At 58.1% G+C, this 21,447-nt stretch carries 22 protein-coding genes; 15 read left to right on the top strand and 7 right to left on the bottom strand.

Annotated features, from left to right (window positions below; all coding sequences use genetic code 11):
* Nucleotides 1-200: 200 nt before the first annotated feature.
* Entirely contained in the window at nt 201-1,328 is a 1,128-nt protein-coding gene (locus AC5S26_RS02975) for a ScyD/ScyE family protein (protein ID WP_494183362.1), read from the top strand.
* 170 nt (nt 1,329-1,498) lie between these two features.
* Here AC5S26_RS02975 and dnaN read toward each other — a convergent pair whose 3' ends face one another.
* The gene (dnaN, locus tag AC5S26_RS02980; RefSeq protein ID WP_494184596.1) at nt 1,499-2,662 is read right to left on the bottom strand and encodes a DNA polymerase III subunit beta; all 1,164 of its coding nucleotides are present in this window, start codon (nt 2,660-2,662) and stop codon (nt 1,499-1,501) included.
* A gap of 675 nt (nt 2,663-3,337) precedes the next feature.
* On the opposite strand from dnaN, the gene AC5S26_RS02985 reads away from it, so the two are divergent.
* Nucleotides 3,338-3,982 carry an NAD(P)-dependent oxidoreductase gene (locus AC5S26_RS02985; RefSeq protein WP_494183363.1) on the top strand — a complete coding sequence of 215 codons (645 nt, stop codon included), beginning with the start codon at nt 3,338-3,340 and terminating at the stop codon, nt 3,980-3,982.
* Nucleotides 3,983-3,988: 6 nt separating this feature from the next.
* On the opposite strand, the gene AC5S26_RS02990 is transcribed toward AC5S26_RS02985, so the two are convergent.
* Nucleotides 3,989-4,513, bottom strand: a complete 525-nt coding sequence (locus tag AC5S26_RS02990) for a DUF3617 domain-containing protein (RefSeq protein WP_494183364.1) — start codon at nt 4,511-4,513, stop codon at nt 3,989-3,991.
* Between the two features lie 299 nt (nt 4,514-4,812).
* Nucleotides 4,813-5,493 (bottom strand): RNA polymerase sigma factor, encoded by a 681-nt coding sequence (locus tag AC5S26_RS02995; RefSeq protein ID WP_494183365.1) that lies wholly within the window; start codon nt 5,491-5,493, stop codon nt 4,813-4,815.
* A 135-nt stretch (nt 5,494-5,628) separates the two neighbouring features.
* Here AC5S26_RS02995 and AC5S26_RS03000 point away from each other — a divergent pair, with 135 nt between their 5' ends.
* Entirely contained in the window at nt 5,629-6,075 is a 447-nt protein-coding gene (locus AC5S26_RS03000; protein WP_494183366.1) for a hypothetical protein, read from the top strand.
* Nucleotides 6,076-6,106: 31 nt separating this feature from the next.
* Entirely contained in the window at nt 6,107-6,448 is a 342-nt protein-coding gene (locus AC5S26_RS03005; RefSeq protein ID WP_494183367.1) for a head GIN domain-containing protein, read from the top strand.
* Between the two features lie 79 nt (nt 6,449-6,527).
* Here AC5S26_RS03005 and dnaA read toward each other — a convergent pair whose 3' ends face one another.
* On the bottom strand, nt 6,528-7,961 hold the full coding sequence (dnaA, locus tag AC5S26_RS03010; protein WP_494183368.1) for a chromosomal replication initiator protein DnaA: 1,434 nt from the start codon (nt 7,959-7,961) through the stop codon (nt 6,528-6,530).
* A 710-nt stretch (nt 7,962-8,671) separates the two neighbouring features.
* Between dnaA and rpmH the strand changes: the two genes are divergently transcribed.
* The 5 genes from rpmH to yidD all read left to right on the top strand — a co-directional run bounded on the left by rpmH (nt 8,672) and on the right by yidD (nt 10,577).
* A complete protein-coding gene (gene rpmH, locus AC5S26_RS03015) occupies nt 8,672-8,827 on the top strand; it encodes a 50S ribosomal protein L34 (RefSeq protein WP_022843327.1) in 156 nt (51 codons plus the stop codon).
* Nucleotides 8,828-9,041: 214 nt separating this feature from the next.
* Nucleotides 9,042-9,215, top strand: coding sequence for a hypothetical protein (locus tag AC5S26_RS03020; RefSeq protein WP_494183369.1), 174 nt, complete (start codon nt 9,042-9,044; stop codon nt 9,213-9,215).
* A 221-nt stretch (nt 9,216-9,436) separates the two neighbouring features.
* Nucleotides 9,437-9,796, top strand: coding sequence for a PilZ domain-containing protein (locus tag AC5S26_RS03025; RefSeq protein WP_494183370.1), 360 nt, complete (start codon nt 9,437-9,439; stop codon nt 9,794-9,796).
* Between the two features lie 68 nt (nt 9,797-9,864).
* A complete protein-coding gene (gene rnpA / locus AC5S26_RS03030) occupies nt 9,865-10,308 on the top strand; it encodes a ribonuclease P protein component (RefSeq protein WP_494183371.1) in 444 nt (147 codons plus the stop codon).
* A gap of 2 nt (nt 10,309-10,310) precedes the next feature.
* Entirely contained in the window at nt 10,311-10,577 is a 267-nt protein-coding gene (yidD, locus tag AC5S26_RS03035) for a membrane protein insertion efficiency factor YidD (RefSeq protein WP_494183372.1), read from the top strand.
* A gap of 24 nt (nt 10,578-10,601) precedes the next feature.
* Here yidD and AC5S26_RS03040 read toward each other — a convergent pair whose 3' ends face one another.
* The gene (locus tag AC5S26_RS03040; protein WP_494183373.1) at nt 10,602-11,081 is read right to left on the bottom strand and encodes a GNAT family N-acetyltransferase; all 480 of its coding nucleotides are present in this window, start codon (nt 11,079-11,081) and stop codon (nt 10,602-10,604) included.
* 152 nt (nt 11,082-11,233) lie between these two features.
* Between AC5S26_RS03040 and yidC the strand changes: the two genes are divergently transcribed.
* Complete coding sequence (yidC, locus tag AC5S26_RS03045; protein ID WP_494183374.1) at nt 11,234-13,051, top strand: membrane protein insertase YidC; 1,818 nt, start codon at nt 11,234-11,236, stop codon at nt 13,049-13,051.
* Nucleotides 13,052-13,173: 122 nt separating this feature from the next.
* Here the strand turns inward: yidC and AC5S26_RS03050 are convergent, their stop codons facing one another.
* On the bottom strand, nt 13,174-14,436 hold the full coding sequence (locus tag AC5S26_RS03050) for a serine hydrolase domain-containing protein (protein ID WP_494183375.1): 1,263 nt from the start codon (nt 14,434-14,436) through the stop codon (nt 13,174-13,176).
* A 108-nt stretch (nt 14,437-14,544) separates the two neighbouring features.
* Here AC5S26_RS03050 and AC5S26_RS03055 point away from each other — a divergent pair, with 108 nt between their 5' ends.
* The 5 genes from AC5S26_RS03055 (at nt 14,545) to AC5S26_RS03075 (ending at nt 18,561) form a co-directional block, all read left to right on the top strand.
* A complete protein-coding gene (locus AC5S26_RS03055; RefSeq protein ID WP_494183376.1) occupies nt 14,545-14,958 on the top strand; it encodes a PadR family transcriptional regulator in 414 nt (137 codons plus the stop codon).
* A gap of 4 nt (nt 14,959-14,962) precedes the next feature.
* Complete coding sequence (locus tag AC5S26_RS03060; RefSeq protein ID WP_494183377.1) at nt 14,963-15,973, top strand: hypothetical protein; 1,011 nt, start codon at nt 14,963-14,965, stop codon at nt 15,971-15,973.
* Nucleotides 15,974-16,117: 144 nt separating this feature from the next.
* Nucleotides 16,118-16,468 (top strand): PadR family transcriptional regulator, encoded by a 351-nt coding sequence (locus AC5S26_RS03065; protein ID WP_494183378.1) that lies wholly within the window; start codon nt 16,118-16,120, stop codon nt 16,466-16,468.
* Complete coding sequence (locus tag AC5S26_RS03070) at nt 16,465-16,794, top strand: hypothetical protein (RefSeq protein ID WP_494183379.1); 330 nt, start codon at nt 16,465-16,467, stop codon at nt 16,792-16,794. Before AC5S26_RS03065 ends, AC5S26_RS03070 begins: the two co-directional genes overlap by 4 nt.
* A 189-nt stretch (nt 16,795-16,983) precedes the next feature.
* Complete coding sequence (locus AC5S26_RS03075) at nt 16,984-18,561, top strand: tannase/feruloyl esterase family alpha/beta hydrolase (protein WP_494183380.1); 1,578 nt, start codon at nt 16,984-16,986, stop codon at nt 18,559-18,561.
* 66 nt (nt 18,562-18,627) lie between these two features.
* Here AC5S26_RS03075 and AC5S26_RS03080 read toward each other — a convergent pair whose 3' ends face one another.
* Nucleotides 18,628-21,204 carry an endonuclease MutS2 gene (locus tag AC5S26_RS03080; RefSeq protein ID WP_494183381.1) on the bottom strand — a complete coding sequence of 859 codons (2,577 nt, stop codon included), beginning with the start codon at nt 21,202-21,204 and terminating at the stop codon, nt 18,628-18,630.
* Nucleotides 21,205-21,447: the final 243 nt, after the last annotated feature.

Consider the following 21,447-nt stretch of genomic DNA (forward strand, 5'->3'; position numbering starts at 1 on the left):
TTCTGAATGATTTTCTGATTCAGAACAAAGCTGCCATGCTCCTAATGCGAATGGATAGCGACAGTATGAGAGGTGCGGGAATTTGACGATTCTTCTACCCGGGGATGTAATGATGCCGGGCCCCCATTCACTACCAGGTCTATTGATTGTGCGCCAGCGCATGAGATTAGGCCTGCAATGTCAGTAAAAGGAGAATGGCGGTGAGAATAAAAATTGGTGCATGTCTATGTCTGGTTGCCGGTGCAGTTGCGGCAATCAATACGGGAACAATCTACGCACAACTTTCATCGAATGCAACGGTGTTTGCTTCGGGATTGAACGGACCGCGAGGGCTGAAGTTCGGCCCCGACGGCACGTTGTACGTGGCCGAGGCGGGAACGGGAGGAACGAACTCCACAGTAGGCCAGTGCGAGCAAGTGCCGCCGCCGGTGGGACCATATCTTGGAGGCAATACAGCGCGCATCTCCAAGGTCGACCGTTTCGGCACGGTCAGCGCGGTAGTCTCGGGGTTGCCTTCTTCGGTCTCGCCGATCGGCGACTATGAGGGCGTCGGCGACGTTGCATTCCTGAATGGGAGCTTGTATGCCGTGCTTGCGGGAGCCGGATGTTCGCATGGGAACCCTGGGACGGTCAACTCGGTCATCAAGGTGGATGCGAAGCAGGGGACGTGGAAGCAGGTGGCCGACCTGAGCACATTTCTGATGAACCATCCTGCGAAGTACCCCAACGCAGGGGACTTTGAACCGGATGGGACGTTCTACAGCATGATCGCAAGCGGAGGCGTGCTGTATACGGTCGAGCCAAATCACGGGCAGGTGTTTTCGGTCACGCCGTTTGGAGGGATTAAGGAGGAGATCGATATCTCCAAGGCGGAGAATCACATCGTTCCGACTGCGATTACGGAGAACTATGGAACGTTTTACCTGGGGAACCTGGGAACGTTTCCAATTGTTCCGCAGATGGAGAAGGTGCTGACGCTGACGAAGGACGGGTGCAACTGGCCATTTCTGTCAGGGTTCGGCTGCTTTCAACCGCAGCGTGGGCTGAGGCTGTCGGGTTCACGCGCGGGCTTCACGACGGTGTTGGGCCTGGATTTTGGTCCGGACGGCCTGCTGTATGCGCTGGAGTTGTCGGAGGGGTCGGGCTTTCCAACTCCTGGGCTGGGCAAGGTTGTTCGGCTGAATCGGCAGGGTGAGATTGAGGACGTGGCTACGGGGTTATCGGTGCCGACGGGTATGACGTTCGGGCCGGATGGAAGGCTCTATGTGTCGAACTTCGGGGCTGCGCCTCCGGGAGCGGGGCAGATTGTGAAGATCATCGTTCCGTAAGAGAGCGGATGGAGATACTTGGCCCGGTGAACGGAGACCGCTAGCCGGGCCGCTGAAATTTCATCTTTGAAAATTCCACGGCCGAATATATGCAAATGCAAATAACCCATAAACTGGCTAAACAGCCAACTTATGGGTTATTTTCATGATTATTATGTGTGCGAATCACTTCAAATGCGCATGGGCATCAGGATGTAGCGATACTTCACATCTTCGTTGCCGTCTTCAGGACGCATCTGACCAGCAGATTGTGCGTCCTTGAACTCCAGCCTTACCTCGCCGGTATTGCCGATGGCCTTCAGGAAGTCGAGGAGGTATTGGCTATTGAAGCCTACGACCAGGGGATCGTAGTTATACGGCGTTTCGATCGAGTCCTCCGACTCGCCTGCATCGGTAGACGATGAGGACAACTTCAGCTCATTCTGCTCCAGACGAATCTTGATGGCTCCCGAGCGCTCATCCGCAAACTGGGCGACGCGCTGGATCGAACCCATCAGGTCCTCCGAGCGCACGATCACGAACTTGTTGTTATCCCGCGGAAGCACGGCTTCGTAGTTCGGAAATTGACCGGTGAGCTTGCGGCTGGTCAGCACTCGGCCGCCCACGCGGAAGAACAGCGTTTGGTCGTCGTCGGCAAAATCGATCGATTCGGAGTCTGTATTCGACAGCAGGCCCGAGAGTTCGCCCAGCGCCTTTCGCGGAATCAGTGTCTTCTTCTCGCCCTGCACACCTTCAAGGTGTTCGTTCAGCTTTTCGATGTGCGCCAGCCGATGGCCATCCGTCGCTACCATTGCCATCGACTCGGCCTTCAGCACCAGCAACGCACCGTTCAGGGTGTAGCGCGATTCCTCGTTCGAGATGGAAAAGATGGTCTTCGAGACCATGTTCTTGAGCGCTGCCACTGGAATCTTCACCATGCCCGCGGCAGGAAACTCCGGAACCTGGGGGAAGTTCGCCCGCGCCATGCCCACCATCTTGGTGTTGGAGCGGCCAGCGCGAATCTGTACCCAGTGGTTGTCCATCAACTTGATGGAGATATCGCCCTCAGGAAGCAATTTGATGTAGTCGTACAGTTTGCGTGCCGGAATCGTGCACGCGCCAGGCTTCTTCACCCGCGCGGCGCAACTGGTCTTGAGGCTCTGGTCCAGATCCGTCGCCGTAATCGTCAACCGATCGCCACCCTCGTCCTGCGTGGCTTCGAAGAGGAAGTTCGACAGGATCGGAATCGTCGTCTTGCGTTCGACTACGGATTGAGCGGCCGTCAACTCGCGCAGAAGCTCCGCGCGGGAGACGGTGATCTCGAGGTTGCCCGTGGGGGCTGCGTTTGCGGTCATCTCGGAATCCTGAGTAGCGGTGGTCACAGTGTTCTCTCCCGTCGCCGGCGTTCGCCCGCAGTCGACTCATTTGATTGGCTGCTGGCCAAACTGTACACCGAATCGGACCGGCAATGCCATGGCCTTCCGGTTTCGGGTAAGCGCGACAGCTTGATTCTAGGGTGCGAAGGCCCTAGACGCGAAGGAATTAGCTGTGGAAACCGGGTCGGGTATGTGGCAAATCGAGTGCGTCTGCCTTGGATCGGAAATGCAACCAGAACGGGGCGAGTACTGCTTCTAAAAAGAAAGATATTTAGTAGAGATATTGCTCGTAGTCGTAATCGTTGTCCCATGAAAAGTGGATAACCTTACCATCCCCTGTATCTTCAACTATTTGAGACCGTGTCCCGTTTTAGAAAACCCGGACCGGAAAAGCGCAAGACAAGGAAGATCGGGTGGAGACCCATACTTTGATCCGCTTTTATCCCTGTTCTTCACAGTGAGCTCTCCACATTGGCCGAGAAGACTCTATGCCTACCGTGGGAATTTCCAGAAGAATCAATAAATTCAAAGGCTTGCATCGTCTCTGTTTTACACAGCACAGCGCTTGGCCGGAGGATAATCGGCACGGAACAAAAGGGTCTCTTCTGGGCGAGCAAAAGAAGGCAGTTTGGAAAGCAGGGAGGGTGAGACGGAATGAAGATCGCTATTTTTGGCGCCAGCGGGGCCACTGGCCAGCTCCTGACCGAGCATTCCCTGGCTGCCGGTCATACGGTAATCGCTCTGGTGCGCAACCCCGGCACCTTCTCTCTTCGCAATAAGGTGCAAATTGTGGAAGGCAACGCCTTCGATCTCTCGGCTGTCTCCCGCACGGTGGAAGGTTCCGACGTCGTCTTCTCAGCTCTCGGGGCTCATTCCCCGATACGCAATGAGAATGTGCTTCCCCGGGCCGTTCCGCTTATCGTCCGGGCGATGATGCAACAGACCGGAGTCCGTCGCATCATCGCTCTTGGCTCGGCGGGAGCTCTGCCCGATTCGCTCGCAAAACAACCGGTCTGGCGCCGTTGGATCGTTCAGAAGATCGTCTACAGGCTCTTTCTCAAATGGCCGGTGCACGAACAGGTGATGCAGTACCGCATACTAGCCGGGAGTGAGCTCGATTGGACCATGGTGATGCCGTCTGTGCTCACTAACGGTCCAGCCCGTGGGCGCTATCGAATCGACGGTGATGCTCTCCCTCGCAACGGCAAAAGCATCTCTCGCGCGGACGTAGCCAACTTTATGTTCCAGCAGCTCGAAAGCGCGCAATGGCTTCGCCGCGGTGTGTACCTCAGCAACTGAATGGCTTCAGCGAACCACCTTCGGATCCTCTGGCGAAATTCCCTTGCAGTCCGATCCTTCGTAGGTGTTGTCGACCGTTATATTCATCAGAATCGGCTGAGGCTGCCGTTGGGAGGAGACTTCCATGTGCACCGTTCCGTGCACCTTTTCGGGGCTCAGGAAGTTCATCTCCAGGTGGCCCTTCGCTGCTCCCCCGCTCTCCATAGTGCACACCATGTCAGCCGACATGCCCTTGGAATCCATCTTCGTGGTCGTATATTTGCAATTCTCCTTGCCCTGTGTCCCGGTCAACATCTCTTTCCACTTCTCCGGAGTCAGGCACGATTCCAGCTCCGTCGTCGTTGGCTCGCTGCCAGGCGCCGGCCTTCCCATAGCCTTCAATCGAGCCGCAGTCTCCGGCGGAAGCTGGAGTTCCGTCATCGTCAAGACGGTCGTTCCATGCCACAATCCCATCTTGACCGGAGGCGTGGACTGCGCCCTCGCCACACAAGGGAGTGCCATCATCGTTGCGACAAAAAAAACTTTCCTCATCAGCACTCTCCATCTTCTCTGGGTCGAATTGAATCGACCTTCAAGCCTTGGGGCAAACCCAGGTATGCTCTGAAAATTCTACTCGTGGAAATAAAAGAGCGAGGTGCATATTCACACCTCGCTCTGGTCTGCAGCCCCGTGCTCTATGGCTTCGTCGCAAGCACCAGCGGCGAAGGCCCCGGAGCCTCCAGCAGCAGCGGGCAAATTTTGCAAAGCCGGAAGACGCGCTGCAACCCCAATCCGCTCCTTATTTATCCATTCCCCCGTATCGAGAACGAATGTCATGCTTCAAAGAAGCGTCAGGAGCTCAATCTCCGCAGGCGCGCAAAGACGCCCCTCACTACCCCATCGCAACGAGCGCCCATAAAAGGAAACGCCGTCTTTCCCCCGGTTCCAACCCGCGCATAGAGATGGTCCCGCATCATGGCGCGCCCGCGGTGCAGTCGAACCTTGACGTTCTGCTCGGTAAGCTCGAGCGCAGCGGCCGTCTCCGCCGTGCTCATCTCCTCGACATCCCGCAGCATGATAACGCTCCGGTACTGGCTCGGAAGCCCCAGCACTGCCTCTTCCAGAAGCTGACCCAGTTCAACCATCGATGCTCTCTGCTCCGGATTCGGGGATGTTTCAATCAAGTTCATAGCACCTTCCTCATCGGGTTCGTCTATCTGCTGATCACGATCCCGCAGATGGAGACGCCGCAGGGCTTCATGCACTGCGATCCGAGTCAGCCACGTCGAAAACGCCGCGTGCCTGGCAAACTGGTCCAGATGCTGATAGGCGCGCACATAGGTGTCCTGAATAACATCCTCTGCCTCTGCCCCGTCCCGCAGAATCGCGAGCGTCACCCGGTACAGCCGTTGGTTGTAACGGCGCATGATGATCTCGTACAGGGCCGTATTGCCTGCCTTCACCTGCTCGATGACCTGCAGATCCGTCCAGCCCTCGAAGTTTGCCCGTTCAAGGCTCTCAGTCGCTTCCATAGCTCTCATCAATACAGAGTTCGCAACCGCAAAAAGGTTACACGCAGGCAATCATCGGCGATACCGCCCCGATCTATTTCTCCGTCTCTGTAACCATTTCCCCGTTCGCCGCTCTCTTGTGCAGAAGGTAAAGCAATGCTGAATTTTAAAGACCGCCCGGCAGATCGCCTCGACGTCGTGTGGTGGGCTCTGAAAATCGGTCTCGGAGTTGGGCCCATCATCACCGGCATCGACAAGTACTTTAACAAGCTCGCCGAGTGGGGAATGTACCTTAGCCCCATGGCGACCAGGATTGTTCCCGTAAGCGCAAGCACCTTCATGCATACCGTCGGCCTTGTCGAGATCCTTGCTGGACTCCTCGTGCTCAGCCGTTGGACGAAGATCGGAGCCTACCTCGTCATGGCCTGGCTGCTGGCTATCTCCATCAATCTCGTTGCAACCGGTATGTTCTATGATCTCGCCATGCGTGACTTCGAGATTGCGATTGCAGCCTTCGCTCTCTCGCAACTCTCCGCCCTGCGCGAAGCCAAGGCATATCCCATCGATGCAGGAGCATCGCCATCGCTTCTTGTCCACCCGTAATCCATATCGGAAACCCAAACGGAGAATCGTTATGAGAAAACTTACTTCGCTGCTGCTCCTCGCAGGGCTATCTGCCGCGCCTGCCCTCGCCGCCACCGAAACCTATAAAGATGTGACCGTCATCGATGCCAGCTGTTCCAAAAAAGCCGCCGCCGATCCCGACTCCCACACTCGCACCTGCGCTCTGGCATGTGCCAAGAGCGGCTACGGCATCCTGACCAAGGATCAGCAGTTCCTGAAGTTCGATGCTGAAGGAAATGCAAAAATCGTCGAAGCCCTTAAAGCCTCCAGTAAAAAAGATCACCTGCGCGTTGACGTCGATGGAGAGTTGCAGGGCGACACCCTGAAGGTCTCCAGCCTCAAACTCGACTGACCTTACGAGAAGACAAAATGAATGCCCAGACCTTGAAAAGTCTGGGCATTCGTTTTAAAGGTGGGCTGCTTGAGCCTGTCTAGCTCAGCGTCTCCATCATCTTGTTGATCGTCCGGTTCAGATCCTTGTCTGCACGGCGCTGCTCATCGATCTTTGCGATCGAGTGCATCACGGTGGTGTGGTGCTTACCGCCGAACTGCCGTCCGATCTCGGGAAGCGAGGCCTCGGTCAACTGCTTGGCGAGATACATCGCAATCTGTCGCGGCACCACGATCTGGCGCGAGTTGTTCTTCTGCTTCAGCTCGGCAACCCGCATGCCGAAGTTTTCTGCAACCGTACGTTGGATCGTCTCGATTGTGATCTTGCGCACCTGCGTGTCGATGAACTGCTTCAGGCACTGTTGCGCGACCACCAACGTAATCTCCACGCCATGCATCGAGCACCACGCGATCAGCCGAACCAGCGCGCCCTCGAGCTCGCGTACATTGGTCCGCACGTTCGACGCAATGAAAAGCGCGACATCGGTAGGCAGCGACGTCTGTTCGTTCTCCGCCTTCTTCTGCAGAATCGCAACCTTGGTCTCAAGATCCGGCGGCTGAATGTCGGCGATCAGTCCCCACTCGAAGCGCGAGCGGAGGCGATCTTCAAAGTCCGCAAGCTCTTTCGGTGGACGATCGCTCGCGATCACGATCTGCTTCATCGACTCGTGCAGCGCGTTGAAGGTATGAAAGAACTCCTCCTGGGTGCGCTCTTTGCCGGCAAGAAACTGGATGTCGTCGATCAACAGCACGTCTACGTTGCGAAACTTGTCCCGGAAGCTGGTCATCTTCTGGTAGCGCACGCAATCGATCATCTCGTTGGTGAACTTCTCTCCGCTCACATAGCAGATCGAAGCATGGGGCATGCGTCGCTTTACCTCGTGGCCGATGGCCTGCATCAGGTGCGTTTTGCCCATGCCTACGCCACCGTACAGGAACAGCGGGTTGTATGCCTTGGATGGGCGCTCGGCGACAGCCTGCGCGGCAGCCGTGGCAAACTGATTGCCGCTGCCGATCACGAAAGCATCGAACAGATACTTCGGGTTCAGCTGCGAGGCCGTGTTCCAGTCAAAGCGCGATTGCTCGGGCATGGGCCCGGCCTGAGCGCCTGTCGTAAGCGAGCCCGGCCTGGTCTGCTTCGGCGCATTCTGGCTGTGGCTGGGCACCGGAGCGAATCCTCCGTCCTCGCGTACCTTTGGCGCTCTCGGGTCCTGCTCCGGAGTCGTAAAGGTTACCGTTTCGATCTCAAGGCCAAGGTTGTCGATTGCCTCCTGGATCAGGTCGGCGTATCGATCGCCGATGTGCTGGAAGTCGGCAGAGGGGATCCGCACAAAGAGCCTCTTGCCTTCAAGGTGGGAAAATCGTGTCGGCTTCAGCCATGTCTCGTACGACTGACGATTGATCTTCTTCTCAAGCGCGGCAAGGATGCGAACCCAATAATTCAGCACGGCGGTAGCCGTCGGGACGAATGACATTCTTATACTTCCTTCTATCTGTTCCCTGTTTTAACCAGCGGTCCGCACGGTTGCGGTAAGTGCTCTCAGCCAAAAAGTCAAAAGCCAGCAAACAGAAGTCCCTCTCGCCGTAATGGGCAAGTTGCGACAAATCTGTCTCGCCAGAAGTCTCTTCCGTGCGCATGCATAACTTTGCGTCGTAAAGAGGAGTAGTGCAATGTAAGGCAGAGTGCGGAGCTGCTGGATCTGCAAAAAACATCTTGCGAATCGGGTTCGATAGTAGCACGGAAAACCAGGCGCTTTTCAAGCGCCGCCGCCAAAAAAATCGAGTTGCACCATTCGCGGTGAAGACGCGTAAAACCTTCGTTGTATTGCGAAAAAAACCTCCTGATCGTGCCAATTGTCTACCAGCAATCCTATGTCCGTGATAGACCTGCAATCCTCACGCCATGTTCGCGAGTTGCTGATTCTCCCCGGGCCGTTTCGTTCCCCCTGGGAAGCATCCCTCACATTCCCTCTGTGCTCGTCATCGCACATATGCGACGCATCCGAGGTGCAGAAGGATGCAGAATGCGACATGCGATGCGCTCGCGCCACTTGCCCATGCGTCATGCATGGCGCGCCCAAGCTGAACCCTGTGAAAATCCCGTCCGATAGGGTACAATTAGAAATTGCTGCAATAGCTAAAAAGATCCGGCAGGACGCCTCCTGCCCTCGAGGAGTTCAGTTCCATGCCGAAGCGTACCTTTCAACCCAACCGTCGCCGCCGCTCGAAAACCCATGGCTTCCTGAGCCGTATGAAGACCAAGGCGGGTGCCGCGGTTCTCAACCGCCGCCGTGCTAAGGGCCGTCATAAGATCGCTGTCAGCGCTGGCTATCGCGACTAGCCCATATTGACGGGCCGGGCGTCTTCAGGCGCTCGTCCAAGCACCCAAAAATAATTTCGAAGATATGTGTCAGTGCTTACGACACTTAGGCTAGTCCTCTTTGGCCTGCCCGGTCTGTAGGGCAACCTGTTGCTGCATTTCGAGCCTCCTATTCTTCTGTCGGCACCGCGAAAGCGAACGAAGCGCTTTGCCGGCAATTGCAGGGAGAATCGCAATGAATCAACAGAATCCGCAAAATCCGAGTCAGGGAAACAAGCCGAACAATCCATCCAAGGGCCAGCAATCAGGTCAGCAGACACAACAGGGCAATCGTCCCGCGCAGGGTGGATACAGTTCACCGGGGCAGGGCAACAAGAGCGGACAATCTGCTCCTGGCGAAAAGAAATAGCTCCCAGCCCTCAATCTCAACTCAACTCCTTATAAAAGTGATCTACGGCGATGGAATCGCCTGACCGAAGAGCCCGCCAACGAGCGGGCTCTTTCGTTTGCAAATCGCCTTTGCCGCCGCGCTCCCAAGCGTCTGGCTCAACTTATCGCAAGCCTTGGCCGATAGATGGGAAGAAAGGCTATGGCTTACCTGTGGCCGATGATGCAACCCGGATGCAATTCATGAATGGCAATAGCAAGGAACGGCGAAGAGTTCCACGTCATCGCTGTCAGGGCCCAATCGATTTCCGCATTCAGGGTTGGACTCTGCGCAAAGGGCGCATCCTCAATGTATGCCTCCACGGCTGCCTCATTGAGCCACAGGCCGGCAGCGATTGCATGGTTGGGGATCAGCTCGAGATCCGCTTCGAGGTTAACCACCTTGTCTTCCGCGCGCAGTGCGTTGTGCGAGGCATTCAAGCATCCGGCAATATCGGTGTCGAGATTCTTTACCTGAGCGATCGCAGCCATCGTCAACTGCAGGAGCTTGTGGAAGAGCTTGGTACTTTGTCACACTCCGAGCCTAAGACCTCAGAAGGATAAACCGATCTTGCGCGGTAAACTGAATCTCTGCGGGCAGTGGTTGATCGTCAATCCCGAGAGAGTACGTTATGGCGCTTACCTTCCGCCTTTGCAAACACGCCGATTACCAGCGCGTCTATCAGTCCAGCCGCAAGCAGTTCTCCCGGCAGATGAGCTACTTCGTCGCGCCGCGCGATACGCAGGCTCGCGACGGCGAGGCAGGTCCGCGCGTTGGCCTTACGGTCGGCAAGGTGATGGGAAAGGCAGTCGATCGCAATCGCATCAAGCGCCGCATGAGGGAGGCGGTGCGCCGCAATATAGCCCTTCTTGAAGGCCCGCTCGACGTCGTTCTTCATCCGCGCCGAACCGTTCTGGATCTAGACTTCGCCTTGCTTGATCGCGAGGTCGCCCAGGTCTTCAACGCAATTCGCAAAGCTGCGCGGAACCCGGTAGCAAGAGAGCCTGGCAGCGGAACGATTTCGAGTCCAGATTCCAAGATGAGTCGATCTATGCCCGAAGCCCCATCACGGTAACCATGCCCGACGATCCCCAACCTTCGCTAGCGATCCGCGTTGCCTTCCATGTTTACAAGTCAGTCCTGTCACCCGCGTTGCATGTCTTCAGCTTCTCGCAATGCCTCTATCTCCCCACCTGCTCGGAGTATGCCTACATTGCGCTCACGCGTTTCGGAGTCGTCCATGGCTCCTGGCTTACCCTCCGCCGTCTTGCCCGCTGTCATCCCTTCGCCAAGGGCGGTCTGGACCCCGTCCCCGACCTTCCTGCCGCGAAAGCGCGTCCCTAGTCCATCCACCGGACGGACTACCTCTCAAAGCTCCCGATACATCACGTAAGCGTCGACATATCCGGCCTCAGGATGCAGGAAGGCCTTGGGGAGGCGTCCCACTATGGCGAAACCGCAGCTTTGCCACAGCTGCACTGCTCTTTCATTGGTGCTGACGACGAAGTTGAACTGCATGGCGCTAAATCCTCGGCTCCGGGCCTGCTCCAGCGAATGCTCGCACATCCTGCGCGCCACGCCGCGACCTGTCGCCTCCCGCGCGGTCATATATCCGCAATTCGCCACGTGCGAGCCACCACTCTTCTGGTTTGCCTTCAGGAAATAGGTGCCCAGTATCGCGCCTTCCTCTTCGGCGACAAAGACCTCATGCCCATCCGTAAACCAATACGCAAGAGCATCCTGCCGTCCTATGTCGACCGGCAAGGGATAGGTAGCGCCGGCTTGGAGGATAGGTGCCAGGATGGACCATAGCGCATCGGCATCCTGCGCCAAGGCCGGACGGATCATCAGCATGGCCTCATTCTCACACGGCCGTAATATTCGGACCCCCGGTATTTCTTCCCGATTAGCCCGAACGATTTACCATAGAACGTGCGGCCTCTCGCCCTGACGGCGAGACTTCAAAGCCCACAGTTCCACGAAAGAACAGGAAGCATCTCTTGGCAGAGTTTAAAAACCCCAATCAGCAGGGTGGTGGCGGACAGGACAGCCGTTCCCTCTTCGTTGTCATGTTCTTCATGATCGCGGTCTTCTTCGGACTCAGTTACTACCGCCAGAAGACGAACCCGAAGACGGTCTCGCCCAACTCGCCCGCGGCGCAGTCCACGCCGCAGACGTCGGCGCCCAGCGCGCCCAGCGTCGCGCCTGTCCCCGCGTTAGGACAGAAGGCATCCTCAACATCGAACTCCACGACTCCCGCTGTTCAGGCCGCCGCTGAGTCTACGACGATCGTCGAGAACGAACTCTACCGCATCGAGTTCACCAACCGTGGAGCGCAGGTCAAGAGCTGGATCCTCAAGAAGTATCTGGACTCCGAGGGCCATCCTCTGAACCTGGTCCATACCCAGGCCGCCGATAAATTCGGCTATCCCCTTTCGCTTCACACCTACGATGCAGGCGTAAACAGTGCGCTCGCCCAGGCGCACTACGTCCCCTCCGCCACCGGCACACTTACCGCGCCCGCGACGCTCACCTTCAAATACTCAAACGGAGGCCTTGAAGCGACCAAGACCTTCTCCTTCGATGAGACCTATGTTCTGCACGCTGATGTGCAGGTTCTGCGTGATGGCAGCCCATTTCGCGCGCTCATCGCGTGGCCCGGAGGATTCGGCGATCAGGATAATGCGCTGGCCTATGCCGGTGCGCAGGTCGACTATTCACGCAATGCTGAAGATCAGCACATCGCCCCCAAGAAGGTCTCCGGTGGCGAGACCATGAATGGTCCCTTCGATTGGGCCGGCGTCAGCGACACCTATTTCGCTGCAATCTTCCTCCCGGATTCTCCAGCGACCTCAAGCGTCGTCACTACGCATAACGAACTCGACGTCGCCAAGACCATCCATCGCACCGGCTTCGGCTCCGGTTCGCCCTCCACCAAGGCCATCAATGTCTCCATCCTGGGAGCCGCGCTTGGCGACACCAGCGGCCACACCCAGACGCGCATTTACGTCGGCCCCAAGGCCTCCAACGTTCTCAAGAACATCTATGCCACTTCGAGCAACGGCGCGAAGATCTCGCTCGCCCCTTTGCTGGAGTTCGGCTTCTGGGGAGCCATCGGCAAGTACCTCTTCGTAGCGCTCCAGTTCATCCACCTGCACATCGTCTCCAACTGGGGATGGGCGATCATTCTGCTCACGCTTGCGATCAATGTGCTTCTGCTTCCGCTTCGCGTCAAGACGATGCAGTCCGGCCTGAAGATGCAGCGCATCCAGCCGCAGATGGACGCCATCAAGGAACGGTACAAGAAGTACAAGATCAACGATCCCAAGCGCAACGAGATGAATGCCGAGATCATGAAGCTCCAGAAGGACAACGGGGTGAACATGTTCGGCGGTTGTATCCCGACCCTGATTCAGCTCCCCCTGCTATTCGCCTTCTACTCCATGCTTCCGCGCGTCGTCGAGCTTCGCCACGCACACTGGCTCTGGCTACCCGACCTCACAGCGCCCGACCCGCACTACATTCTGCCTATCGTCATGGTCATCAGCCAGTTCCTGATGCAGTACTACACTCCGTCCCCGGGTGTGGACCCGCAGCAGCAGAAGATGATGGCCTTCATGATGCCTCTTGTCACCGGTTACTTCGTTCTCAACTACGCCTCCGGTCTGGGCCTCTACTGGGCTGTCGGAAACTTCTTCGGCATCGCGCAGCAGTGGGTGATGAACCGCACTTCACTGGGCAAGGAGATGCGCGAGATCGCTGCTAAACGCGCTCGCCGCAAGGCTGGGGCTCCCGCCACGCTCCAAGGCAAACGCTAAGGCAACAAGAATCAACGAACAGATGAAGAGGGCTCCTCACGGAGCCCTTTTTCTTTCTGCGTACCCTATGCGTTTTCACTCCGTGATCTGCCGTCAATTTGCGGCGAGACGATCACAGGAGCTTAGTGCTGTTCCCGAGAGGCGGCGATTGCCTCTGGCGTGTAGTTCTCCCACACCCATGGCGTTACGGTGTCGCCGAGAAGATGCTCGAGCAGCGGGCGAAAGGCGAGTTCTCCGTTATCGCTATTGGTAAGCAGAATCATGCAGTCGCGATGCTTCGTGAAGCAGATCATGTAATTTTGTGCGCCGTCTCCATGTCCCTCCTTGAAGAAGGCAGGACCGTACTTCGTCTTTGTCAGCAAACCCCAGCCCAGCCCATAAGCAAGGCCAACGTCGGGGCCCTCCGTCCCCTTCGTTTCTTCAAACGTGGGGAATTCGTGCAGCGCATCGATACGAAGGACCGGCGTGAGCATGCTTTTCATCGTTTCCGCTCGCAGAACCGACGTCGTTGGCTGTAAATTGCCAGTTCGTTTCCCTTGAGACGGATCGTCGATCAGAGCCGCTGTGAACCGGGCCAGGTCAGCCACGGAGGTAGTCATGGAGCCTGCGGCGCGGGCGTGGTCTCGGCGGGTGTGAGCGATAAATTCCTCATGCATGTCGTAACGGTCGGCGACGTTCGTGGCGAATCTCTCGTTCCAGAGCATCGAGGTGCTGTGCATCTGGAGCGGGGTAAAGATGGCGTCCTGCATCAGCTCTTCCAGAGGCTTGTGTTCGCGCTGTTCGATCACGAATTGCAGCAGATTGAGGCCTTCGCCGGAGTAGGCGAAGCGCGATCCAGGCGCAAAGTGGAGATGCATCTTCTTGTCGGGCTCAAGAAAGGCGAAGTTGGCAAGGCCAGAGCTGTGGCTGAGCAGCATACGCGGAGTGATACTCGCAAAGCGGGGGTCGCGGACCAGATCGCCGGCGCTCTGTCGATATTCGGGATAATTGTCGAGCGGCTTTTCAAGCAGCTGGAAAACCGGTGTGTCGAGACTAAGGCGATTCCGCTCGACGAGCATCATCACGTAGACGGCAAATACGCTCTTGGTGATGGAGGCAGCCCACGTGGTGGTCTCCGGGTTCATTGGCAAATCGTGCTCGCGATCGCGCAGACCGAAAGCTGCTGTCCAGACGACCTTCCCGTCGTTCAGCAAAGCGATTTGCGCTCCCGTCACATGATTTTCAGCAAGCGTGCGGCGAGCCATCGCTTCGGCTTCCAATACAGGGACACGTGTTCCATCCACTCGCCGGATGGAGGAGTGGAAAGATTGAGAAGTCTGCGCCGGAAGAACGCAGCAGGTGACCAGAGTGAAGAACGAGTGAGCGAGTAGCTTTGACTTGTCCATCGTTGCAATAGATACGGTGCCCGTATCTTACTGGTTCCATTCAGCTTGCAACTAAGATTCAATTTTTGCATAAAAGTACTTGACGCCACACACTGTATTTCATACAGTATGTTTCGTACAGTAATGGAGTCGCAAATCAAAAACGGAATTGGCACGGCCAACGGATCCTCTCCCCAGACAGAGCTCTTCGATGCTCTGCGGCTGGAACTGCGCCGGGGATGCCTGGTATTGGCCGTACTGGCCCAACTGCGGCGAGAGCACTACGGCTACACCTTGCGGAAGTCGCTTGCCGAAGCTGGTCTCGAGATCGAGGAGAGCACGCTGTATCCGCTGCTCCGGCGGCTGGAGACCCAGGGGCTGCTGACGAGCGAATGGCGCGAAGAGGAGAAGCGGAACAAGCGCTTTTACCGGCTCTCGGGCGAGGGGATGCGAATCCTGGAAACGCTGCTTGCCGAATGGCGCGGGATTAACGATTCGGTGGACCGAATTGTCGAAAGTGGAAACCTCAACAAGGAGAGATAAGGCTATGGAGCTACTAGAGCGTTATCTGAAGGCGGTAGGCGAGCATCTTCCGGCACGAGGCCGTGGGGATATGCTTCGCGAGCTGAGGGCGAATCTACAGGCCGAGATCGAAGGCCGTGAAGAGGAGCTCGGTCGTGCCCTGAACAACGCCGAGATTGCCAAGGTACTGGAAGCCCATGGCATGCCCGTCCTGGTAGCCGCCCGTTACGGGCAGCAGCAGTTTCTTATCGGCCCAGGGCTGTTTCCTTTCTACTGGTACACGCTAAAGAAGAGCTTCCCCCTGGTCATCCTGGCGTACGCTGCGGTCCAGGCAATCACCACGTTCCTGGCGGCCGACTCAGCAACTCAACTGGGGCAACGGATTGGATCGGCAGTGGCCCACTTTCCCGCGGTAGCTTTTACCTTCTGGGCGATCATGACACTCGGCTTTGCAGTCTTTGAATATGTTCAAAGCCGCTACATTCCCAAGCTGACGCTTCCGCATTGGAGAGCGAGCGATCTTCCTCCTCTGGACGAAGCGCCGAAGCATTCCTTTGCACACGGCGTTGCTGACGTGATCGTAAGCACACTTACGATTGTGTGGCTCTTGGCTGTGCCGGATCGACCCTATCTCATCCTCGGCCCTGGCCTTCGCCTTGTTCACAATATGCCCTTTGGCCTTACCCCCGAATGGCATGTCTTCTACTGGCAGATTGTCACCGTGCTGATCGCAATGATTCCTCTGAAGGCGGCGATGCTGTTTCCGTCTCTTCGCCGGTGGAGACAGCATCTCGAACTGGCAGTGCGCGCCCTGGGTGTTCTTGTGCCGTTGATCATGGTTCAGGTAAGAACGTACTTTGTCGCGGGAGCCACGATTTCGGCGAACAATCTCAAATCCCTGAATGGAATCAATGCAGGAATCAATTTTGGATTCAAGATTGCGCTCGCGATTGCGCTGGTGAGTTTTTGCTGGGAGGGATGGAAGCTTCTCAGCGCCTCGCATAGGCATAGCGCCGACTTTGCTGCAGCGAAGTAGTCTCCAAAGGGAGCAGCCTGATTCGGCTCGCGGCTTTGGACTGGCTTCCTTATTACCTTTCCGAAGGCTCCCGATCGGCGAGGTGACTAAAGCGGGGAAAAGGTTGCATTCATGGTCGGATATCGATATAGTCGGAATCCGATTATGAATGAATCTCCAAACTCGCCCCCTCTGTCTGCGGCAACACTGCACATCCTTCTGGCGCTTGCCGGAGAGGATTTACACGGCTACGGCATTATTCAGGAGATCGCCCGCCAATCGCAGGGGAGCTACAGGGTTGGTCCAGGCACTCTATACGACAACCTGAAGAAGCTTATGGATCAGAAGCTGGTGGTGGATGCGCCCCGCTCCACGCTCTCGAAAGACGAAGATCGTAGGCTTTACCGCATTACTCCTACGGGCCGCGACGTTCTCAGCTCCGAAGTCGAGCGCCTGCGGGAGGTGATCTCTACGGCCCGGACCCGTCTTCGTGAAAGGAAACCTCGCAGCGTATGAGAGATCTTTTCCGTATCCTCTATCGCGGCATGATCCGCCTGTACCCGGCCTCTTTCCGAAGTGAGTTTGGAGAGGAGATGTTGTGGATCTTTGACGAAGAGGTCCGCCAGGGAAAAGTGGCGGCGCTTTTCTTCGATGCTGCGCGCTCGATCGTCCTTCGACGTCTAAGGCCGCCGAGTGAGCAGCTTGCGACGAGCGGTTATTACGTCGAGATCGAATCGGCCCTGCCTGCGCAGAGGGTGGCCCAGGCTCTGCTCGCGATTTTCTACTTCGGAGCCGGGCTCGCCCTGGCGACCGTTCCGGCGATTGTGTGGATTTTGAAGTGAGATCGACCAGGCTCAGGAAAACGTGGTTCTGATTGCGAATGCGGATCACTACATCTTTCTCTCCAACGAAGCAGATGTGCTGCGCGAGATAAACGCTTTTATTACCACGCTCCCCTGAACCGGGAGAAATTCCGGTGATTCTCTCGTTTGGCTAAAGACGCTACAATCGGTCCCAAGCCTGGGAGGCCGATGAGCGCGCGTTACGGAAGGATAGTCTGGAAAAGGGGATGGGTGGGAGCGGGACTGGCGATGAGCCTGTCGTTCGCTTATCCAGCAGCAGCTTCGGCCCAGAGCAATCCGTCCTGCGCGAGACTGGCGTCGATGCGGTTGAACGACACGACCATAGAATCGGCTGCGGTGATTGCGGATGGCACCTTTAATCCGCCGGGCTCCGTCACCACGATTCGCAGACTGGCTCCTTTCTGCCGTGTGATCGGGGAGACGAAGCCGGCGATCGGGTTTGAAATATGGATGCCGCTGGAGAAGTGGACCGGCCGCTTTGAAGTAGTAGGCAACGGTGGCATGGCTGGGAATATCAGCTACAGCGCGATGGCAGGCGCTCTGAGGCGCGGCAATGCTGCGGCCAGCACGAATACGGGCCACATGAGCCAGCCCACCAGTGGCTTTGATGCGAGCTGGTCGCTGAACGAGCCAGGGCTGATCGAGGACTTTGGTCATCGTGCACTTCATTTGACGACGGTCAATGGCAAGCAGATCGTCCGCGAGTTCTACGGAAAGACTGCCGACCACGCTTACTATGTGGGTTGTTCCAAGGGAGGCGGGCAGGGGCTGATGGAGGCTCAACGATATCCTGCGGACTTTGACGGTATCGTCGCGGGCGATCCAGCCTACAACTGGACCCGGCTCTATGCGGGAGCGCACCTGTACTACGCGACGAGCACGTTGAAGGATCCGGACAGCTATATCCAACCCGCGAAGGTGAAGCTGCTGGCCGACGCGGTTAACCAGGCATGCGATGCCAAGGATGGGATAACGGATGGTGTTCTGGAGGATCCGCTCGCATGCCACGTCGACCCCGCGGTGCTGGCATGCAAAGAAGGCCAGGATCCCGGAACCTGCTTCACCCCAAAGCAGATCAAGGCGGTGAAGGACATCTGGGCGGGATCGTGGGACGACCATGGGAAGCTGATCTTCCCCGGCCTGGTTCCGGGTGGTGAGGGGGGAGCAAACGGGTGGCAGAGCTGGATCACGGGTTCCGCGCCTTTTCGCGCAACACACTGGAAAGCGGCCGACGGCTTCTTTCGCTTCATGGTGATGCGCGACCCGAACTACAACCCGATGACGTTTGACTATGACCGCGACAAAGAAGCACTGGATCGGCTATCGCCCGCTCTCGATGCAGTAGATACGAATCTACGCCCTTTCCAGCAGCGGGGATCGAAGTTGATCCTGTACCACGGCTGGAGTGATCCGGATATCTCTCCTCTCAATACGATCCGTTATTACAGGGCGATGGAGCAGGCGACCGGCTCAAGGACGAGCGATTTCGCCCGCCTCTTTTTGGTGCCAGGGATGCAGCACTGCGGCGGCGGACCTGGTACGGACAGCTTCGATGCTGTCTCGGCGGTCGAGCGGTGGGTGGAAAAGGGTGTGGCTCCCACCCAGATCGTTGCCTCGCACGCTACCCACGGAGTCATCGACCGTACACGCCCACTATGCCCTTATCCGCAGATGGCTGTCTTCTCCGGCAGAGGGGATTCAAACGATGCCGCGAGCTTCGCCTGCAAGGTGCCACAGGGCCGATAGCCTGAGTAACGAGCACTTCATTATCTATCTGGCTGGAAAGGGTGTGGCGCGACGCGCATGCGCCTATTACTGCCTCAGCTCGACTTCGGTAGCGCCTTGTCCACCCTGGTTCTGCGGCGGTTCTGTGATGTTGGCCACGTGTGGGTGGCTGCGCAGGTAGTCGCGTAGAGTTCGGCGCAGAATGCCCATACCGGTGCCATGAACGATGCGGATACGCGGGAGACCAGCGAGGAAGGCGCGGTCGACAAAGCGAGCGACCTCGTCGTGGGCCTCATCGGCAGTGCGCCCGATGACATTGATCTCCGAGCTCATGGAATCGGGATCGTCGCTGGTGGAGACCGTTATCCCCCCACGTCTTCGCGCGGCTTCGAGCGGGGTAATTTCTTTTCTCTTCTCGATCTCTGCAATGTCGTCGAGCGGGACGCGCATCTTCATGGGGCCTACGGAGACTTCAAAGGTTTTGGGGCTACCGCTGGGGCTGGATTCCAGGACACGCTCCACTCTTCCTTCGCGGCCCAGCGATTTGAGCTTGACCGTATCCCCGGCCTCCGGTGTCACGATCGCTGCGGGCTTCGGCGTGCTGCCTGACGTCTTCGCGCCTGCGGTCGCGGTGTGGGTTGCGATGGTGGATTGAAATTCCGAGGAGAATTCGCGGCGTGCGCGAGCTAGCGCAAGTGCGGAGTCGCGTTGGATCCGCTTGGCCGCGGCCTTGTCGCCAATGTTTTTGACCGACTCTCGAAGCTGAACGGCGAAGTTGTCGAGCAGAGCGCTCAGCTTGGCCTCAAGCTCGCGGGTGCGGGCACGCTGCTCGGCACGTCCTTCGAGATCGAGCTGCATCTTCGCTCGTGCCAACTCCTGCTCGCGTTGCCGCAGAGTCTCGCGCTCGGCTGCAGCTGCAGCAAGTTGCTCATGCAGCTGATCGAGGAAGGCGGCGATATCGGCGGTCTGGGTGGTGAGCTGCGAGCGGGCTGCAGCGACGATAGCGGGATCGAGGCCAAGTCGCGCCGCGATGTTCAACCCAGCGGACGCGCCAGGCACGCCTAGGCGCAGCTGGTAGGTGGGGGTCAGGGTCTCCTGGTCGAAGCCGACCGCGGCATTGAGCACACCGGTGTTGTTAGCGGCGTAAATCTTCAGCGACGTGAGATGGGTGGTGATGCAGCACCATGCCCGCATCTGCAGAAAATGATGCGCGACGGCGACGGCAAGCGCGGCTCCCTCTTCGGGATCGGTGGCCGAGCCGAGCTCGTCGAGCAGGACCAGCGAAGAGGCGGTGGCCTCTCGGGAGATGCGGTCGAGGTTGACGATGTGCGCGGAGAAGCTGGAGAGATTGCGCTCGATGGATTGCGCGTCGCCGATGTCGGCGTAGATGGCGGTGAAGAGCGGAAGCCGTGCCTCGACCGCCGGGACCGGAACCCCGGCCTGGGCCATCAGAGCCAGCAACCCTACGGTCTTGAGCGAGACGGTCTTGCCGCCGGTGTTGGGTCCGCTGATGATCAGCTGTCGGGCATCGCTGGCCAACGCGATGGTAAGGGGAACGGGTGAGGCGGCGGCGGTTCCCTCGGAGCGTGCCTGGGCGATCATGCGCAGCTCAAGGAGAGGATGCCGGGCGCATGTAAGAGCGACGGCTGGAACATCCCCGGCCGCGTCCTGCAAACCCACTTCGTCAGCGTTGAAGGAGGGGCGGACGCAGTTGAGCTCGGCGGCGAAGCGCGCGCGTGCGGCGTGAGCCTCGATCTCGGCGAGGATGGCCGCGCCGATCTGGATCGCGCCAGAGTTCGCGGCCAGGGCGCGGGTCATCGCGACCAGGATGCGGTGAATCTCTGACTGTTCCTCATCGAGCAGACGCACCAGCTCATTGTTCTGCTCGATGGTCTCCAGCGGCTCGACGAAGACGGTCTGTCCTGAAGACGACGAGCCATGCACCACGCCCGGAACCTTGCGCTTGAACTCGGCTCGCACGGGAATGACGAAGCGGTCGCCGCGAATGGTGATGAGCTCGTCGCGGGTGCTGCCGTCATCGCTCAACCGGCGAAGCGAGCGCCGCAGGCTCTCTTCGATGGCGCGGTGCTGGCGGTCGATGGCGCGGCGGATGCGGTTGAGCTCAGGCGAGGCATCGTCGGAGAGCGAGCCGTCGGGTTCAATCTTGCCGCGTAACTGCCGCAGAAGAGATGCGAGGTCGTGGTCGCGAAGGGGTGAGGAGAGGGAAGCAATGCTGCTGCTTTGGGTATCCTGCGAAATCGCTGCCTGAGGGGTGCCGGTCTTTGGGGCGCCAGCTTTGGGGAAGATCAGGTTGCCCCAGGCCTCTACGCGCTCGACGACGGTGATCAGCGCGACGATCTCAAGCGGTTCAAGCGCGGAGCCCTCGATGCGTGCCTTGTCGAGCAGATCGGTCGGGTTGAAAAGCCCGTGAAAATCGAAGCTGACGCCGGAGGCGAAGAGGCCGCGCATCTCTTCGGTGCGCTGCTGCTGGGTGTCGATCCAGGCAAGGTCCGCCGAGGGCTCCAGGGCGACGATCCAGGCGCGGCCCAGAGGAGAGAAGGTTCGTGACGCGATATGCTCGCGCAGACGGGGCCATTCGAGTGCCGCGGCGCTCGAGTCCACGAGCGGAGAAGGGATCTGCGGAATGAAATCAGGCGGGACCACATCTCTATCGTAATTGCGGACTTATCCGGGTATCGTAAATTTGAGACGGCACGGTATCGTGATCGCATATGGAACCGGCTGCTCACCGCGTGCGTAGCAAGCAGAAGTGGATGGCCAGAAGGTGGCTCTGAGCCTCCGGAGGTTTGGCATGGTCTGTCAGGCTTGTGGAAACACAGTTGAAAGCGGGGGGCGGTTCTGCCCACATTGCGGAGCACAGATAGCCTCTCAACCGGCTCCCCCGCC

It is taken from the genome of Edaphobacter sp. FHG110511_03 (assembly GCF_059115365.1).

Coding starts and splice junctions, on each gene's coding strand:
- dnaN (WP_494184596.1), bottom strand. CDS start 2,662: ATGACCGCAAACGCAGCCCCCACGGGCAACCTCGAGATCACCGTCTCC.
- AC5S26_RS02985 (WP_494183363.1), top strand. CDS start 3,338: ATGAAGATCGCTATTTTTGGCGCCAGCGGGGCCACTGGCCAGCTCCTG.
- AC5S26_RS02990 (WP_494183364.1), bottom strand. CDS start 4,513: ATGAGGAAAGTTTTTTTTGTCGCAACGATGATGGCACTCCCTTGTGTG.
- AC5S26_RS02995 (WP_494183365.1), bottom strand. CDS start 5,493: ATGGAAGCGACTGAGAGCCTTGAACGGGCAAACTTCGAGGGCTGGACG.
- AC5S26_RS03000 (WP_494183366.1), top strand. CDS start 5,629: ATGCTGAATTTTAAAGACCGCCCGGCAGATCGCCTCGACGTCGTGTGG.
- AC5S26_RS03005 (WP_494183367.1), top strand. CDS start 6,107: ATGAGAAAACTTACTTCGCTGCTGCTCCTCGCAGGGCTATCTGCCGCG.
- dnaA (WP_494183368.1), bottom strand. CDS start 7,961: ATGTCATTCGTCCCGACGGCTACCGCCGTGCTGAATTATTGGGTTCGC.
- rpmH (WP_022843327.1), top strand. CDS start 8,672: ATGCCGAAGCGTACCTTTCAACCCAACCGTCGCCGCCGCTCGAAAACC.
- AC5S26_RS03020 (WP_494183369.1), top strand. CDS start 9,042: ATGAATCAACAGAATCCGCAAAATCCGAGTCAGGGAAACAAGCCGAAC.
- AC5S26_RS03025 (WP_494183370.1), top strand. CDS start 9,437: ATGAATGGCAATAGCAAGGAACGGCGAAGAGTTCCACGTCATCGCTGT.
- rnpA (WP_494183371.1), top strand. CDS start 9,865: ATGGCGCTTACCTTCCGCCTTTGCAAACACGCCGATTACCAGCGCGTC.
- yidD (WP_494183372.1), top strand. CDS start 10,311: ATGCCCGACGATCCCCAACCTTCGCTAGCGATCCGCGTTGCCTTCCAT.
- AC5S26_RS03040 (WP_494183373.1), bottom strand. CDS start 11,081: ATGATCCGTCCGGCCTTGGCGCAGGATGCCGATGCGCTATGGTCCATC.
- AC5S26_RS03050 (WP_494183375.1), bottom strand. CDS start 14,436: ATGGACAAGTCAAAGCTACTCGCTCACTCGTTCTTCACTCTGGTCACC.
- AC5S26_RS03055 (WP_494183376.1), top strand. CDS start 14,545: ATGTTTCGTACAGTAATGGAGTCGCAAATCAAAAACGGAATTGGCACG.
- AC5S26_RS03060 (WP_494183377.1), top strand. CDS start 14,963: ATGGAGCTACTAGAGCGTTATCTGAAGGCGGTAGGCGAGCATCTTCCG.
- AC5S26_RS03065 (WP_494183378.1), top strand. CDS start 16,118: ATGAATGAATCTCCAAACTCGCCCCCTCTGTCTGCGGCAACACTGCAC.
- AC5S26_RS03070 (WP_494183379.1), top strand. CDS start 16,465: ATGAGAGATCTTTTCCGTATCCTCTATCGCGGCATGATCCGCCTGTAC.
- AC5S26_RS03075 (WP_494183380.1), top strand. CDS start 16,984: ATGAGCGCGCGTTACGGAAGGATAGTCTGGAAAAGGGGATGGGTGGGA.